Below are 16,955 nucleotides of genomic sequence, written 5' to 3'. Positions count from 1 at the left end.
GGCCGGTGGCGGCGACTCAGGGCGCGAGGCGTGGATGTCCGCGGGGACATGTCCGGCCCTCGCAAACGAGGTGGTTGGAAGGACATGTATGAAGAGACATGCAATGGAATGTCGGGCGCGATCGCGGCGGCCGCGGGCGCGCGGACTTTGCTACCCTCGCGGCATTGCCATGACCTACTTCCAGCGTACACGTCCATTCTTCGTTTCGTCGCTGCTGGCCGCCTGCGGCCCTGGAGGCCCCGCGGACACCGAGGGCGCGAGCAGCGAGGGACCGCCGACGTCGACCACGACCGGGCCGGCCACGGAGGGGCCGACCACCGAGGGGCCGACGACGACGAGCACGACGACGACGAGCACGACGACGAGCGAGGAGACGACGAGCGAGGAGACGACGATCGACGAGCCGCCCGCGATCGCCGCGTGCGAGCGGCTGGCAGGCCCGGCTGACGGCGCGGTCGACTGGTACCTCCGCTGCGGCGGGCTGCAGCACGAGTACCTCGGTGGGGTCGCGACCGACGCGGCGGGCAATATCTATCTCGCAGCCGAGACGCGGGTGCTCGCGGGCTCGCAGTCGCTGCAGATCGGCGAGTTCGAGGTGACGCCCGGCGAGCTGTCCGACATCCTGCTGATCAAGCTGTCGAGCGAGGGGGTGCCGGCATGGGTGCGTCAATTCGGCGGGCCCGGGGACCAGAGCGTCTGGGGCCTCGTCGCTTGCGGCGAGGGCTTCGTGATCCACGGGTGGGCCGAGCCGGGCACGCTCGACCTCGGCGGCGGAGCGGTCGAACAAGCGTTCCTGGCCTCGTTCGACGGCGACGGCGACCTCCGCTGGAGCCGCTCGGTGCCGGCGCTCGGCGGCGACGCGCACGTGACGTTCGCGGCGATGAAGTGCGACGAGGCTGGCACGCTGGCGCTGACCGGCGAGTTCCGCAGCGGCGTCGACTTCGGCGGCGGACCGGTCGCGGCGCCCGAGCTCTACGACGGCTTCGTCGTCACCTACGACGCCGCCGGCGAGTTCCAGTGGGTGCGGCAGTTCGGCAGCACGGGCGATGCCTCGGCGCGCGGGCGGGCGCTGGCGTTCACGCCGGCCGGCGAGATCGTGGTGGCCGGCGCGTTCCAGGGCTCCGTGGACCTCGGCGGCGGCACTTTGTCGACCGACTTCCAGGACGACATGCTGATCGCCAAGCTCAGCGCGACCGGCGAGCACGTGTGGAGCCAGCAGGTCGGCAGCTGGGGCCTGCAGTACGGCATGGCGATCGCGGCCGATTCGGCCGGTCGCGTGGCGCTCGGCGGCATGTTCCTCGAGGAGGTCGAGATCGGCGACGACAAGTACACCAACGTGTTCCCGGACCAGATCCCGGACGCGCACGGGACCCTCTACGACGCCGTGCTGGCGCAGATCGATCCGGCCGGGGCGGTGCTGGGGTCGCAGCACGTCGGCACGATGAACGACGACTCGATCGACGACCTCGAGTTCGACGCCGCCGACACGCTGCTGATGACCGGCTTCACCGCGGACGCGTTCACGCTGCGCGCGATCGTCGGCCAGGAGACGAGCTGGGAGTGGACGACAGATCAGTTCGCGCACGCCCTCACGACGCTGTCCGGCGAGGACGCGATCGTCGTCACGATGTCGCCGACGGACGCCGTCGACCTCGGGGCGGGGCCGCTGGCCGGCCGCGGCGAGTCGGACCTGGTGGTCGCGCGGATCCGCCGCTGACGCGATCATACCGGGCGCGTCCGCTCGACCTGGTCGATGGGATAGGTGGCGTGTAGCGACCACCTCGTCGACCAGGCGGTGGACGAACTGCCCGCGGGCCTGGGGCTGTGCTACGCTCGCGGGACTACCATGACTTACTTTGATCACACGACATTGCTTCTGGTCGCTTCGCTCCTGGCCGCCTGCGGTCCCGGAGAGCCGTCCGATACTGACACCGACAGCGAGGGCGAGCCGACCTCGACCGGGCCGACGACGGGCGAGCCGCCGACGACGACGTCCTCCGGTGAAGAGACGACTGGCGAGCCGCCGCTCGTGGGCGTCGAATGCGAGCAGCTGGCGGGGCCGCAGGGCAGCGCCGTCGACTGGTACCTCCGCTGCGGCGGCAAGCAGCACGAGTACGTCAACGGGATCGCCACCGACGCGGCCGGCGACATCTACCTCGCGGTCGAGCTGCGGGTGTTCGACGGCGCGCAGACGCTGAAGATCGGTGAGTTCGAGGTGAAGCCCGGCGAGTTCTCCGACATCCTGCTGATCAAGCTGTCGAGCGCGGGAGTGCCCCAGTGGGTGCGCCACTTCGGCGGACCGATGGAGCAGGGCGTCTCCGGCCTGGTCGCCTGCGGCGACGGCTTCGTGATCCACGGCTGGGCCTCAGCGGGCTCGCTCGACTTCGGCGGAGGGCCCCTCGACGAGACCTACATCGCCTCGTTCGACTTCGACGGCGACCTCCGCTGGAGCCGCTCGGTGCCCTTGCTCGGCGAGGACGCGCGGGTGACGTTCCGCGCCATGGCGTGCGACGACGCCGGCAGGCTCGCGCTCGGCGGCGAGTTCGAGATCGGCGCCGACTTCGGCGGCGGACCGGTCGAGCCGCCCCAGCTCCACGACGGCTTCGTCGTCACGTACGACGCCGCCGGCGCGTTCCAGTGGGTGCGAGGATTCGGCAGCTCGGGCGACGGGTCGCGCGGGCGAGCGCTGGCGTTCGCGCCGGGCGGCGAGCTCGTGGTGACCGGCTCCTTCAACGGGACCGTGGATCTCGGCGGCGGTCCTCTCACCGCCGATGCCTTCGCCGACATGCTCGTCGCCGAATACAGCGCGGCCGGAGAGCACCTGTGGAGCCGGCAGTTCGGCGGCGCGGGCGGGCAGGACGGCACTGCGGTCGCGGTCGACGCGACGGGTCGCGTGGTGGTCGGCGGCGCGTTCTTCAACGAGATCGAGATCGGCGACGAAAAGTTCGTCAACGAGAACCCCGAGGACCCCGAGGAGGGCGCGTCGGCGGAGGACGCCGTGCTCGTGGAGCTCGATGCGTCGGGCGCATTGCTCGGGTCGCAGCATCTCGCCACGCCGCTCAACGATCGGGTCCTGGACCTCTCGTTCGGCGCGGCGGACTCGCTGCGGTTCGCCGGGGTCGCCGACTCGGCGTTCAGCCTGCGGGCGTTCGCCGGGGAGGAGCAGACCTGGGAGTGGTCCGAAATGCAACTGATGTCATTCCCGCGGGCGGCGTGGTCGGGCGAGGGGGCGGTCGCCGTCAGCTCGGCGCCGGAAGGCGACGTCGACCTCGGTTCGGGGACGCTCGGCCCTCACGGGGGTGTGGACATGCTGATCGCCCGGATCCGCCGCTGACGTGAATCACACCGGGCGCGTCAGCTCGACCTGGTCGATGGGATAGGTGGCGTGCAGCGGCGCGAGCACCTCGTCGACCAGGCGGTGGACGTACGGGACGATCCGGTGGTTGCGGTAGACGGGGACCTTGTTGATGCGGATGCCGGTGGCGCCGGAGACGAGGCCGCTCTGCAGCACGAGGTCGCGGCCGCCCGCCGACCGGACGCTGGGGTTCGCGTCGATGCGGCCGAGCACGCCCTGCACGAGGTCGAGCGGCGGAGTCTCGCCGGCGAACCGGACCTGGGTGAGCAGCACCGCGCCGGCGACGGGTCGCTGCTGCAGCGCCTCGAAGTAGCCGCGGACGGGGAACGGGCGCGCGGCCAGCCAATCGCGCTCGCTGGCGACACGGGCGTCGCCAGCGACCGGATCGAGGAAGGCGACGCCGAGCAAGCCGGGCAGGAGGACGGCCATGCCGGCGGTCAGGTAGTCGACCGAGATAAAGCCGGCGGCCATGGCGGCGACGAGGCCGCCGCCGACGAGCATGGGGACGTAGAGGGCGCGCTGGCGTGCGCTGCCGTAGTGGGCGCCGAGAGCGACGCGCATGTGATTGTCACCCAGCTCGAGCTGACGCTGATCGGCGCGCTCGATGTTGCGTGCGCCTTCTGCGGCCAGGCGGAGCAGCTCGGGCGAGGGCGCGCGGCCCGAAGTGGGTGGGTCGAGAGGCACGGGCGGACGATAGCGGGCCGCCCCGCGGTGGGCAACCGGGGCAGTTCCACGCGCGCAAAATGCGACATGTCTCTCGGGACATATATTGATAGCGGCGGGCGCGCGAGTGGTGGCGCCCGCGGCGCGGCGCGGCGGCGAGCGCTACTGCAGCAGCGGGCCGCGGTCGCAGGACAGGCTGCCGCCGGAGCGGTAGAGCATGTCCTGATAGACGATGGTGTTGCTGATCGGGAAGGCGCTGTCGACCTCGGCGACGGTGCCGCCGTCGCGCACGATGCGGAACTTCGGCGTGCCCTCGACCAGCGGGACGCGCAGCGACTGGATCCCGGCCGGCGCGTCGGTGGACTCGGTGGTCCCGCCGACCTCGATCTCGAGCGTCGCGGGGGCGGTGAGGAAGGCGAGCAGCTCGATCTCGTCGGCCGGGGTGCCGCCGTTGACGGGCTCGTAGATCGACTCCTGCAGCATCAGGTCGGGCTCGGCCGTGGTGGCGTGCAGGCGGTGTGAATAATAGATCGCGTCGCGCACGATCGGCGGCTGCTGGCCGGTCTTGAACCACGCGACGTAGTAGGCGGTCAGGTCGAACAGCGCCCACTGGGTGCCGCTCGACGGCGAGACCTCGGAGGCCTCGGAGTAATCGTTCCAGGTGACGAGCTGGACCCAATCGGCGTCGCCGGCGACGGCGGCGTCCCACAGCAATCGCAGGAGCTGCGTGTTGCCGGCCTCGCTGTAGATCAGGTCCTTCGGCCGCGAGTCCTGCGGGCGCACCGGCGACATCCACTGCACGCCGAGCGCGTGGGCCTGCGCGGCGTTGTCGGCGTAATCGGTGGCGCCCGGGACCGTGGCGGGGCCCCACGAGGAGGTGCCGAGGAGCGGGAGCTCGGCCTGGAAGCTCATGGTGGCGGCGCTCCACGGCGAGACGAACACGGGCCACAGGACGGCGTCGACGCCCTCGGCGGCGAGCGCCTGCAGGGCGCCGGCCCACCACGCGGGGCTGCGCTTGTCGGCGGCGAACGGCGCGAGCACGAGCTCGCCGGTGCCGAGGCGATGAACCGCAGGGTGCGCGGCGACTGCGACGATCGAGTCGACGAAGGCGGTCTGGGCCTCGGGGTCGCTGCCTTCATAGGTCGAGGTCATGTCCGGCATGAGGACGATCCGGAACTCGGGGTCGGCGTTGCTGGCGGCGTCGAGCAGCTTGAGCAGGCGATTCCAGTGCGTGCCCTCGGTGTTGAGGATGTCGTAGGTGAAGCCGTCGAGGCCCAGCGCGGCGGCGCGCCGCACCTCCTGCTCGAAGTTCAGCAGCTCGTAGTCGAGGCCGCCCTCCCGCGGCGGCTGCGGCAGGGGGCGCTGCTTGATGAAGCCGCCGCAGTAGGCGAACTTGCCGTTCTCGCCCGAGGGCTGCAGGTAATGCTTGGCGTAGTAATCCTCGGCGGGATCTTTGTTGTCGAGCGAGAGCGGGTAGGGCGAGAAGTAGTGGGCGAAGACCTTCTTGTCGGAGGCGCGCAGCTCGGCGAGCGGCGGCTGGTCGAAAGGCCAGCACGGGGTAACCTCGCCCTGGGAGCCGGTGTCGTCGGTGTCGGTCGAGGTCGAGGTCGGCGTCGCGTCGGTGGTCGCGTCCGTGGTGGTGCCGGTGGTGGTCGGATCCGCGGTGGTCGTGGTCGTGGTCGCGGTCGAGGTCGAGGCCGGCTCGGTGGTCTGGGCGGTGCTGGCGTCGGCGGTGCCGCCGGACGTGCTGTCGGCGGTGCTGTCGCCGCAGGCGACGACGAGCAGGGCGGTGAGCAAGATGTGGCGTCCGCGGGGCGTCGGCATGCTGGCCGGCAGCAGAGCGAACAGGGCCCGAGGTGTCAAGGGGCGGCCGCCCCCACGCGCGCGCCGGCGCGGCGCGGATGCGCGAGGTCGCGGGTGTAGCGATATGTCCTAAGAGACATTCTCGCGGGTGAGCATGACGAGGTTGCCGTCGGGGTCGGCGACGTAGGCGACGCGCTCGCCCCACGGCATGTCGCGCGGCGCGAGCAGGACCGGCGCGCCGGCTTCGGCGAGCCGGGCGACCGTGGCGTCGACGTCGTCGACGTAGACGCAGAGCTCGACGCGATGGCCGCTGGCGGGGCGCAGCGGCTGGCCGTGCAGGGCAGGCGAGCCGTCGATGCGGCCGATGCCGAGCTCGCTCGCGCCGAACTGCAAGGCGACGAAGGCGGGCGGACCTTCGGGCGGGAACCGGTACGATTCACGGCCGCCGAGCTGCTCGGCGTAAAAAGCGAGCGCACGCTCGAAGTCGAGGGCCGAGAGCATCGGGAAGAGCTTGCGGGCAGGGGTGTGCATGCGCGGCGAGCATTGCCGTACAGGGCGTGCGCGGACAAGGGGACCCGAGGTTCCGTACGGCGATGCGGCGAAGCCAACGCCTCGAGGGTCCGCCCTCTGCCCGGAGCGCTCGAGTCCATTGCGTGTGAATCATTGCATCGACATCGAGCGCGAGCCGGGATGCACGACTCTTCCTTCGTGTCGTGGTCGGTTGTGACGAGGGGCGATTCGCGGCCAAAACGGGCAGTCCCAGGCCTGCGTTTCGTTGCGTGGACGACTACCGGCCGGTGGTGCTGCTGGTTGAGGCCAAAGGCGATGCCGGCGGGTCGTCGGAGCCCCTCGTACGTCCGCGCACCGACGGCAGCGAATCCGTCGGGGTGCCCGAGACCCGGCTCCCGCAGAATCCACGTGAGAAAGCGTGTGAGCCTTCTGCGACCCTCGCGTGACCGGCAGGCCGGCTCGCCGGCTTCGCGGTTGCGATTGCCACGAGGATCCGGCAACCTGAGCGTCGATGCCGGCTGCTGGCTGTCTCACCCTCGCGCTGGTGCTCGGGTTCGCCCAGCCCGCCGTGACCCGCGATCCGAGCGCGCTCTACAGGGAGGCCGCTCGCCTGCGAAAATCTGGCGACCTCGCTGGCGCCGCGCGGGTCTACGGGCAGGCGCACGAGCTGCTCCGTGCCCGCGATCTCGACCACAGCAACGTCCTCGACAGCCTGCTCGACTCGGTCGATTTGTCCCTCGAGGCGCATGCCCGGCGCCCCGAAGTTTCGCTCCTTTGTGATGCGGAGCGCATGCTCGCCGAGTACGAGACGGCCGTCGCAGGGCGCGGCGAGTCGCCGGTGGCGGAGGTCCAGGAGCGACGGGGACGGGTCTCCTCGACGCTAGCGAAGGAGGGCGTGTCCTGCCAGGTCGCCGAGGCGACCCCTCCGGAGCCGACTACGACGACGCCGGCGCCGGCCGGCGCGAAGGGTCTATCGCCCGCGCTGGCGTCGAAGCCGTCGACAAATACTGCGAAGACCGGGGCCCCGGAGGGGCCGCTGGCGCCCGCACCGACGTCTGCGCCCCTGGAGGGTCGCGCACATGCCTACCGAATCGGTGGCTATACGAGCCTCGGGATCGCGGGCGTGGGCCTCGTGTTGCTGGCGACGGGAGCCGGTCTCGGGCCCGCGGCCGAAGGCTCGGGCGCGGAGCAGGCCATGAAAGGTCAGAGCGCGGACTGGCTGCAAGAAAATGTGGTCGGGCGAGGAAATGCCGCCAACGCGCTGGTGGTCGCGGGGGCGGTGGTGGCGACCGCGGCGACGGCGACGGCGGTGGCGCTGCTCGTGACGGCGCGCCGTAAGTCCCGAACGACCCTTCGCGCCCGGATCGAGGGCGGCGGCTTGCGCTTCTGACGGGCAGGAGAGGCGCATGCAGGGCCCCGATCTCACTGGTTCGGTCCTCGACGACCGGTACCGCATCTTCGGACGCCTGGGAGTCGGAGGCATGGGCGCGGTATACCGAGGCGAGCACGTGATGCTCGGCACCCCGGTCGCGGTCAAGGTGCTGCTGCCGCAGCTCGCCCACGACAACGAATGGGTCCAGCGATTCCTGCAGGAGGCGCGGGCGGCGTCGCAGATCCGGCACCCCAACATCGTCCAGATCCGCGACTTCGCGGCGTCGCGCGCGGGGGTCGTCTACATGGTGATGGAGCTGCTCGAGGGCGAGAGTCTGGCCGACCTTGCCAAACGCGAGGGTCCGCTGCCGTGGCCCCGCGTGGCCCGACTTTGCGAGCAAGTCGCGGAGGCTCTCGCGGCCGCGCACGCGCGCGGCATCATTCATCGCGATATCAAGCCGGCCAACATCTTCCGCCTGGGGGGCCCGGACGAGCCCGACGTCATCAAAGTCCTCGACTTCGGGATCGCCAAATTCCTGGCCACTAGCGACGACGATGCCGACAATCCGCGCACCGCGACCGGCATCATGATGGGCACCCCGGAGTACATGGCCCCGGAGGTCCTTGAAGGGATGCGGCCCGACGCTCGAGCGGATGTCTACGCGCTCGGCGTGATGATGTACAAGCTGCTCACCGGGCGAGTCCCGTTCTCGGGCGGACACATCGCCGTTGCCCAGCAGATGGTAAGCGGTCGCCCGACACCGCCGAGCCAGGTCGTGCGCGCGGGCGTGTACGTGGCGTCGCAAGTCGATGCGTTGATTCTCAGGGCGATCATGCGCGAGCGGGAGGCACGTACCGCCAGCATGGCAGAGCTGTTAGCGGCTCTGCGCGCCTGTCGTGATATCGAACCGCTGGTTCACGAGCGCCCGCCCGCGGTAGAAGTGAAGACCGCGCCGAGGCCCCGGCAGGAGGTTTTTCCTGCGGGGATGGTGTCTCCTTCCAGGTCGAGCGCCGCGCCGCTGCAGCGCGTCGATCCAGCGCCCCCGCCGAGCGAAATGAGCGAGGAGGCGACGCTCCGGCGCGACAACTCGCGCCCGTCCGAGCCGATCACGGACGTGAAGCCGGTGCTGCAGGAGCTGGCATCGGCGGACGTGGTGACCGATCGCGCCGAATTGCCGCGAGGCGTGGCCAGCTCGCCACCAGCATCGAAGTCGGCGAGCAAGCTCGTTGTCGGGGGCCTTCTCGTCGGGTTCGCCGGCGTTGCGGTCGCGGCCTTGCTGCAAGTCGTCCCGAGCGCCGAGGACGTGGCAACGCCAGGCACCGCATCGATGGCACCTCGGGCCGTGGACGCGGCGGCGCCGCCGGACCTCGCGCGTGCCGGGCTCGGGGCCACGACAGAGCCCGCGAGCGAGGCGGTGCCGCCGCCACCGCCCGGAACGGGGACGCCCGCCCCGCGCGACGAATCCGTCGTCGCGGTGGCGATGCCGGACGCCGTGAAGGCGTCAGTCCCCGAGCCGCCTCCGATCGCCCCGGTGAGTGGCAAGAAGCCGGCGATCGACGCTTCTTCGCCGCGCAAGAAGAAAGCCGAGCCCGCCAAGGATATGCCGATGCCGGATGCGCTCAGCAGCGCGGCGATCGTGCGCAGACTCGAGGCGATCGACGCCCGCTTGCAGGAGCGATGCTTCTGGGCCCACCAGGTCCTCCCGGACACCATGGTCTGGACGAGCGTGGCGGTCGACCCGAGCGGAAAGGCCACGGTGAAGACACGAAAGTCGCGCTCGTCGGCGTTCGTGGGCTGTATCGCCGCGGAGATCGAGGCCTTCGCGTTCCAGGCCTCCCGCGCGGGCGGGAGCGCCGAGTACACATTCACGGCCCGCGAAGAATGACGGCTCCGCGGTCGACGCCCGCGACGCCTTCCGAGCCCCCACGACGGAATGCCTCGCAGGTTCGCTCGATCCCCGAAAAAAGGTTCAGATCGCCTGACGCGCCGGGTGATTCGGTTGGCGAGCGTATTCGAACTCCCAGGCGGCGGGGCAGGGTCGTCTCTTGGTTGGGTCGCCTCCTCGGGGTAAAATCCGCCCCGATGCGCAAGGATGCTCGTGGATGGTGGATGGCCCTGGTGCTCTTCGGGGCACCTGCCTGCTTTCAGAGTGATTTCGTGCTTTATGGGCCTGTCTGCGAGGACGCGGCCGGGTGCGAAGGGGCGCTCGGCGAGCGGGACGGCGACCGCGTGTGCTTCTTCCCGAGGATCGATGTGGCGCTTGGTCCGGGGTACTGTACGGTCCTGTGCAATAGCGACGCGTGCGACAGCCAGGACGGTACATTTCTCGAATGCATCCCCCGAATGACCCAGGAGGGAGAATCACTCTCGGTCTGCGCGTTCACCTGCACGACCGACGCCGATTGCCCCGAGCGCATGACCTGCGCGAATGACCCTTCCGATGGAGAGCGGAAGTTATGCGTTCCTTGACACGTGCATCGGTAATCGTGGTCCTTGGTCTCCCCGGTGTGGCTCGTGCCGCTCCGTGGGAGCTCGACGCGAACGTGCAGCTCCCGGACTCCGGCCGGGTGACGCAGAAGCTCGAGCTGGTCGACGTCAACAACGACAGCTGGGTCGACATCGTGTTCGCCAACAGCTCCGGCGACACCAACGGCGGCCCGCAGAGCGCCCAGCTCAACCAGCTGCTGATCAACGACGGCGGGACCGGCTTCACCGAGCTCGACGCGGTGTTCGAGGAGAAGGACAACGCCTACGTGATCAAGGCCGGTGACCTCGACAACGACGGTGACGCCGACCTCGTGGTCGGCGTCAACTACACCGGCCAGAGCTACGCCCTCATCAACGAGGGCACCAACGAGTTCACGCGCCAGGACATCGCCGCCAGCGCCAACAAGAGCATCGGCGAACTCGAGCTGGGCGACGTCGACGGCGACGGCGATCTCGACATCGTGGCCACCGACTGGGGCTCGAGCCAGCCCTACGGCGACCCGGTCGACCAGGGCGCCTCGGTGCGCCTGTGGCTCGGCAACGGCGACGGCACCTTCGACAACGGCGACAGCAACCTGCCGATGGGCATGGCCACCTGGGCCGCCTACTCGTTCGACATCGAGCTCGTCGACCTCAACAACGACTATGCGCTCGACGTGCTGGTCTCGAGCCGCGGCGTCGGCTTCGGCTTCGGCCTGAAGAACGACGGCATCGGCACGTTCACCAAGCTGACGGCGCCGGCGCTCGAGGTCAACATCGCCAAACAGGTCAACGCGTCGTTCACCCCGACCGACCTGGATGGGGACGGCTTCATCGATATCATCACGCTGCAGGATGGCGTCGGCCAGGGCGGCAACTGCATCGAGATCATGAACGTGCAGTACTGCGCCAAGCGCAACTCGGTGCTGATCAACAACGGGATGGGCAACTACCCGACCGACAACGAGGGCGGCTATTGGCCGATCGTCAGCAACCCAGCCAAGCTCGACTTCGACGCCGCCACCCTCGACTTCAACAACGACGGCCGCCCCGACTTCGTGGCCACCGGCCTGCGCCTCGGCCCGAACGACAAGAACTCGCGCCTGTTCCTCAACAAGAACGGCGCCTCGGTCGAGCCGGCATCGGTCCCGCTCGACGCGGCGTTCCCGATCGTGCCCGAGCTGGCGCAGACTTTCGGCCTGCAGTTTGCCGACTTCAACCACGACCAGCGCGAGGACGTCGCGCTGGCCTCGCGCGACGCGGCGCTGCCGAACTTCGTCCTGTTCGGCCGCGACGACCCCACCGACGGCGTCGCGGTCGACACCCAAGGGCCGCGGATCTACAACGACGGTTTCGCCATCAAGCTCGGTACGCTGCTGTTCTTCGGCCAAAAGGCCGGGATCGAGGCACGCGTCGACGACTACAAAACCCCGGTCCGCTGGCATGACTTCATGTTCGACGACAACCTCGCCGCCCTGAACTTGGTCGGCGACGGCGCGACGAAGACGGCCCACAACCGTCGCCTGCCGTATATGGAGTTCGCGCTCGGCCTCGCCGATCCCAAGGATCTGGCGAAGTTGGGCGACGATGACCCGAAGAAGTTCATCGCACCGTCGATCTGGTTCGGGGAGGCGCTGTGGCGCGTCGACTTCACCGTACCGTATGGAGGCGAGAAGATGGACACGCTGGCGTGGCAGTATTGTGCCATCGACGCTGCCCAGAACAGGACTTGCGTCGGTCCGTTCTGGATCGCGCTCCAGGTCGACCCGGAGGATTGCGGCGACGGCGTGGTGCAGGAGTGGGAGAGCTGCGACAGCGACTCGCCGACGTGTGTCTTGTGCGAGGAGACCTGTGGAAACGGGGCGTGTGACGCGCCGGCCGAGGACGACCGGAACTGCATCAAAGATTGCGAATCGGAGCCAGTGCCGACCACGAGCGCTGGCGAGTCGACGGAGAGTGGGTCGGGCGGGTCCGAATCCGATGGGACCGGGTCGAGCGCGGGCGAAACTGGTTGCGATGGGGTGTGCGAAGCGAGTGATCCATGCGCCGCCGATTGCGAGCCGACCGGTGATGCCCCGTCCTGCGGGGATGGCGTGTGTGCGGCGGGTGAGAGCGAATCGTGCCCGATGGACTGTGCGCATGACAGCGCGACGACCGGCACGGGCATCGATCTGCTGGAGGGTTGCGCGTGTGGGACGACCTCGAACCATGACGCGCTCGGAATTCTGGGCGGCCTGTCGTTCTTGCTGCGCAGGCGCCGGCGCCGGGCGGAGGCCTGTCCGCCAGGCGTCGGTCACAGCAAGCGGTGATGCGCGACCGCGACGGTTCGAGGTCCCCGTGCTATCGTGCCGCGGTCGTTCGACGACGTGGAGGGAGTGGGAGATGCCTGGGATCGAGGAGCATGACGACGAGCAGAAGCAGCGGCTGCGGCGACTGGCGAGCCGCGCGGCGATCGAGGAGTTGAAGGCGGAGTACGCCCGCAAGGCCGACGCAGTGTTCAACAGTCCGGGGGCGGCCAGCGCGACTGCGCTGGCCGACCTGTTCACCGCCGACGGGGTCCTCGACCTCGGGCCGTTCGGGCGCTACGAGGGCCGCGCTGCGCTGTTGAACGCCTGCGAGAACATCCTGCCGCAGGCGACGAAGTGGACCACGCACTTCATCGTCAGTCCGATCCTCGAGGTCGGCGATCATGCGGCGACGGGCTCGTGGTACTTCCTCATCAAGTCGGTGCCGCAGAGCCCGCCCGGCGCCGGGGTGAGCGAGATCCTGGGCGGCTACACCGACAAGTACGTGAAGACTGCGACGGGGTGGAAGATCCGCGAGTCGCTCAGCAGCTTCTTCGTCCCGCCGACCTGAGGTCGATCGGCGCCCGGAGGGGAGCCGCGGCAAGTCCGATCGGGGGCCGCGACTCCCCGATTGCGAGGAGGCGCCACGACTTTCTCGATCGCGCCAGCTTCGCCGCGCGCCTGCGAGTGTGGATCGGCGCCTCGCTGTATTCCGATGGGGACGGATGACTGCGAAGTTCCGGGCGGGTCGCCGGGGCTCGGGCGCAGTGCTCGCAATGCGCGGGCAGCGTACGGCCGGGTCGTCGTGGGTCGTCGGAAAAAAAATCGTGGCGGGCGTGACGGAAGTCGGAGGGCTCGGGGAAGGGACAGGTAGAGATGTCCGGCGCGGCGTCACCGACGGAGCACGAGCGGGGCCTCACGGGTCCGCTCAGCGCCGGCGCGGAGGCGAACAGGGGCGTCCTGGCCCGCTTCTATCCGCTTGGCTTGACCCTTGGCTCAGGTCGCGCAGAGAAAGGAGGCGGTCCGTCGAGGACCTGACTCTCGGGCCAGGTCCTCGGCGGCTCGCGGATGCCGTGAAAGAATGTGAGCAGTCCGGTGCTCGCATTTACACCCACACGAGCGGGCGCTGCGCCCGGCGAAATGTCGTCTGCTCGGCGAGCTTCGTCGCGACCGCGAACCGTCGCGCAATCGTGCGGGACCCGGGCGCGGGGCGAGGGGTTTCGCGGCTCCGTCGCCGCTGTCCGGCAGGTCCGTCACGGGCGGTTTGGCGGATGTCCGTGGCAGGTCCCATTGGAGGCGAGCTCGGCGCGTGCTACATGCGAGGAATGCGTTTTGTTTATTCCTATCTGGTGCTCGCGTTGGCCGTCGGATGTGGGGACGAATCCTCGCACCAGCAACCGGACACGTCCGAAGAGACGGCGAGCGAGGCGCCGGCGAGCACGACGGACTCGGCCGAGCCGACGAGCACGACGAGCCCCACGACGACGGGGGGTGTCGAGCCGAACAGCGTCGAGACTTCGACGACCGGCGAGGCCGAGGCCGAGGACACCGACGATACGGCGGGTTCGAGCACGACGTCGGCGGCGAGCGACACCGACGATACCGCGAGCGCGACGGAGCCCGCGAGCGACACCGAGGCGCCCGCCGAGGAGACGACGGGGGGCAGCGACCCGCAGCCGTGCGTGGGCGCGGCGGGGCCGGTCAAGGCGGAGGTCATCGCGTATCTCGAGTCGCAGATCGGCGATGGCGACACCGACGGCGATCCGGGGCGGCTCTACCTGCGATTCTCCAACCAGAGCTTCACCTGCGCCGACCCCCACGACGACCTCGCGTGCGGCCACAATTGGGAGGTGTCGCTGCAGATCCCCGCGGAGTTCCTGGTCCCCGGCGTCTACGCCCTGGCGGACGGCCCGATCGACGCGACCGCGAACTCGACCGACGGCGGCGACGTGTGCGAAAAGGGCGGGGGCGCGGTGTCGGGGACGCTCGAGATCGACGCGGTGGAGGAGGGGTCCGTCATCGGGCGGCTCTGCCACTTGCGCGCGTTCGTGCTGGAGGGGCAGATCCTGCTCGACGGTACGTTCGAGGCGCCGCGCTGCCCGCAGTGAGCGGCGAATCGCGGCAGGGCCCCGGATGCGCGGGGCGGCGGGCGGGAGATTCGTGCTACCTTCCCCGTCCCTCGTGACGCCAATCATCACAGTCGTGGCCGGGCTTCTCGCCGTGCAGGTGCCGGAGCCGCCGGCGGCCGGTCTGGTGTGGGAAGCGCCCGGCGGCTGCCCGGGGCGCGAGGCGTTGCTGGCGGCGATCGAGCGGCGGCTGGGGCGGGCGTTCGCCGGCGAGGTGCAGGTCGAGGCCCGGGTGGCGCCGCAAGCCGAGGCGCCGCGCTATCGCCTGGTGCTGCGGATCTCGACGCGCGGTCGCGGGGCGGCGCGCACGTTGACGTCGCAGCGCTGCGCGGCGCTGGTCGACGCGACGGCCCTGCTGGTGGCGAGCGCGGCGCGGCGCGAGGCGGAGGCCGGTGCGGCGCCGGTCGCAGACGCGGTCGAAGAGGTCGAGATCGCGGAGGCGGCCGAGGTGGCGATGCCGGAGCCCGAGGCGGCCGCACCGGGGGGCGAGCCCGTCGCTCCGCCGATCGGTCCGGCGCCGGGGCTGGAGGGGGATACGGCGCTCGAGGTGCGGTTGGCGGGCCCGCTCGCGGAGGGGGCGCCGGTGAGCTCGGAGACGCCGCTCGAGGCGCCTGGAGGCCGGACGCGGCGGCTCGGAGGGGCGCTGCGGGTGCAGGGCGGTGCCGAGCTGGGGGCGCTCCCAGGCGTCTCCGGGGCGGTCATGCTGGCGGGCGGGCTGTTGTGGCGGCGCGCGCGGCTGGAGCTGCGGGGCACGTTCCTGACGCCGCGCACGGAGGAGCGGCCGCAGGGCTCGCTGCGGGCGTTCGCCGGCATGGCGGCGGTGCTCGGCTGCGCGCGGCTCGGGGCGCGGCCGCGGGTCGAGTTTCCGCTGTGCGGCGGGCTGGAGGCGGGGGGCGTGCGCGGGAGCGCGCAGGGGGTGGTGGGCGCGCGCAGCACGACGGCGCGCTGGCTGGCGGTGGTGGCCTCGGCCGGGGTGGCGGTGGCAGTGCATCCGCGGCTGCGCGTGGGGGCGACGCTCGAGGGGGTCGCGGGGATCCTCGTGCCGAGCTTCGAGGTGCGCGACCCCGGGCCGGCCGAGGTGCTGTTCGCGTCGTCGCGGGTCTCGGGCAGGCTGCTGTTCACCGCGGAGCTGCGATTTCGCGACCCGCGGTGACGGAAGTCCGGAGCGCCGGAGAATCGAACCAGCAGGCCATGCACGTCCCGGCGACCGACCACGAGCCCGCGCCCGACGAACCGCGCCGCGCGCGGTTTCACGCCATCTATCGCCGCGAATTCGGGTTCGTGTGGGCGGCTGCGCGCCGCTTCGGGGTGCCGCCGGCGCACCTCGACGACGCGGTGCAGGACGTGTTCCTCACCGCGTATCGCCGGCTCGATGCGCTGCACTACGAGGTGTCGCCGCGGGCGTGGCTGTTCGCGGTGACGCGGCGGGTGGCCTGGCGCTACCGCCGGGGCGCGACCCGCCTGGCGCAGCGGCTGACTGCGCTGGCCGAGAACTGGCCGTGGAACCACGACGCGCCCCACAGCCGACGCGACACTGCGCAGCAGCTCGAGCAGGCGCTGGCCCGGCTGAGCGGCGAGCTGCGGGCGGTGTGGGAGATGTCCGAGCTGCTGGGGATGAGCGGGCCGGAGATGGCGGCCGAGCTGGCGCTGTCGGTCAACACGGTCTATTCGCGGCTGCGGCTGGCGCGGGCGCAGCTGCAGGCGCACCTCGGCGAGGCGGAGCTGGCGGCGTGCGCCGAACGGACGCGCCGCGAGGACGCGCCGCCGCCGGGGCAGGCGCAGCGCTCGTGGGCGCTGCTGGGGCCGGTGCTCGGCAAGGGCGGGGCGATCGGGGTGCTGGGCGCGGTGTCGGCGAGCCGCGCGGCGGTGGCGGCGACGCTGATCGTGGCCGGCGGGGCGACGGTGCACGCGGTGGCGCGCACGAGCCCGGCACAGACCGAGGCGGCGAGCCGGACGGAGGTCGGGGGCGGCGAGGTGAGGCTGTCCCGAGAGACAGGCGACGAGGCGCGGCTCGCCGAGCCGGAGGTCGAGCCGCCGCCGACGTCGCCGGTGCAGCGCCCGACGCCGCCGAGCGCGAGCAAGCCGGACCGACTGGCCGCCGAGGTGGCGCTGCTCGACGAGGCGCGGGCCCGACTGGACGAGGGAGCGCCCGCGGCCGCCCTGGCGCTGCTGGGCACGCACGCGAGCGAGTTCCCGCGCAGCGCCCTGGTCGACGCGCGCGAGGCGGCGCGGGTCGAGGCGCTGTGCGGGCTGGACCGCGGGGCAGAGGCGGAGGCGCTGGCCCGCCGGTTGGTGGTCGAGCACCCGGCCTCGCCGCTGGCGCAGCGGTTCGAGCGCTACGTGTGCGCGCGCTGAATGCTGCGAGGGCGCGATTG

Annotated in this window: 13 protein-coding genes; 10 read left to right on the top strand and 3 right to left on the bottom strand. The window is 70.9% G+C overall.

What is annotated here, in order from left to right:
- Positions 1–169 precede the first annotated feature (169 nt).
- Together OV090_RS02210 and OV090_RS02205 are read left to right on the top strand one after the other, a co-directional pair.
- Complete coding sequence (locus OV090_RS02210; protein ID WP_267701783.1) at positions 170–1,717, top strand: hypothetical protein; 1,548 nt, start codon at positions 170–172, stop codon at positions 1,715–1,717.
- A gap of 129 nt (positions 1,718–1,846) precedes the next feature.
- On the top strand, positions 1,847–3,334 hold the full coding sequence (locus OV090_RS02205; RefSeq protein ID WP_267701782.1) for a hypothetical protein: 1,488 nt from the start codon (positions 1,847–1,849) through the stop codon (positions 3,332–3,334).
- Between the two features lie 6 nt (positions 3,335–3,340).
- Here OV090_RS02205 and OV090_RS02200 read toward each other — a convergent pair whose 3' ends face one another.
- The 3 genes from OV090_RS02200 to OV090_RS02190 form a co-directional block, all read right to left on the bottom strand.
- A complete protein-coding gene (locus OV090_RS02200; RefSeq protein ID WP_267701781.1) occupies positions 3,341–4,039 on the bottom strand; it encodes a hypothetical protein in 699 nt (232 codons plus the stop codon).
- A gap of 141 nt (positions 4,040–4,180) precedes the next feature.
- Complete coding sequence (locus OV090_RS02195; protein WP_267701780.1) at positions 4,181–5,842, bottom strand: glycoside hydrolase family 71 protein; 1,662 nt, start codon at positions 5,840–5,842, stop codon at positions 4,181–4,183.
- Positions 5,843–5,950: 108 nt separating this feature from the next.
- Positions 5,951–6,352, bottom strand: coding sequence for a VOC family protein (locus tag OV090_RS02190; protein ID WP_267701779.1), 402 nt, complete (start codon positions 6,350–6,352; stop codon positions 5,951–5,953).
- Between the two features lie 490 nt (positions 6,353–6,842).
- On the opposite strand from OV090_RS02190, the gene OV090_RS02185 reads away from it, so the two are divergent.
- The 8 genes from OV090_RS02185 (at position 6,843) to OV090_RS02150 (ending at position 16,935) form a co-directional block, all read left to right on the top strand.
- Positions 6,843–7,721, top strand: coding sequence for a hypothetical protein (locus tag OV090_RS02185; protein ID WP_267701778.1), 879 nt, complete (start codon positions 6,843–6,845; stop codon positions 7,719–7,721).
- A 16-nt stretch (positions 7,722–7,737) separates the two neighbouring features.
- Positions 7,738–9,588 carry a serine/threonine-protein kinase gene (locus tag OV090_RS02180; protein ID WP_267701777.1) on the top strand — a complete coding sequence of 617 codons (1,851 nt, stop codon included), beginning with the start codon at positions 7,738–7,740 and terminating at the stop codon, positions 9,586–9,588.
- Positions 9,589–9,785: 197 nt separating this feature from the next.
- Complete coding sequence (locus OV090_RS02175; RefSeq protein ID WP_267701776.1) at positions 9,786–10,172, top strand: hypothetical protein; 387 nt, start codon at positions 9,786–9,788, stop codon at positions 10,170–10,172.
- 38 nt (positions 10,173–10,210) lie between these two features.
- A complete protein-coding gene (locus OV090_RS02170; protein WP_267701775.1) occupies positions 10,211–12,478 on the top strand; it encodes a VCBS repeat-containing protein in 2,268 nt (755 codons plus the stop codon).
- 73 nt (positions 12,479–12,551) lie between these two features.
- Positions 12,552–13,025, top strand: coding sequence for a nuclear transport factor 2 family protein (locus OV090_RS02165; RefSeq protein WP_267701774.1), 474 nt, complete (start codon positions 12,552–12,554; stop codon positions 13,023–13,025).
- Between the two features lie 754 nt (positions 13,026–13,779).
- On the top strand, positions 13,780–14,562 hold the full coding sequence (locus tag OV090_RS02160; RefSeq protein WP_267701773.1) for a hypothetical protein: 783 nt from the start codon (positions 13,780–13,782) through the stop codon (positions 14,560–14,562).
- A 94-nt stretch (positions 14,563–14,656) separates the two neighbouring features.
- On the top strand, positions 14,657–15,733 hold the full coding sequence (locus OV090_RS02155; protein WP_267701772.1) for a hypothetical protein: 1,077 nt from the start codon (positions 14,657–14,659) through the stop codon (positions 15,731–15,733).
- A gap of 38 nt (positions 15,734–15,771) precedes the next feature.
- The gene (locus OV090_RS02150; RefSeq protein WP_267701771.1) at positions 15,772–16,935 is read left to right on the top strand and encodes a sigma-70 family RNA polymerase sigma factor; all 1,164 of its coding nucleotides are present in this window, start codon (positions 15,772–15,774) and stop codon (positions 16,933–16,935) included.
- Positions 16,936–16,955 lie beyond the last annotated feature (20 nt).

Origin of the sequence: Nannocystis sp. RBIL2, from assembly GCF_026626745.1 — a bacterium.
Lineage (GTDB): Bacteria > Myxococcota_A > Polyangia > Nannocystales > Nannocystaceae > Nannocystis.
The sequence above is the reverse complement of the archived record's forward strand: the minus strand, read 5'-3'. Positions and strand labels throughout refer to the sequence as shown.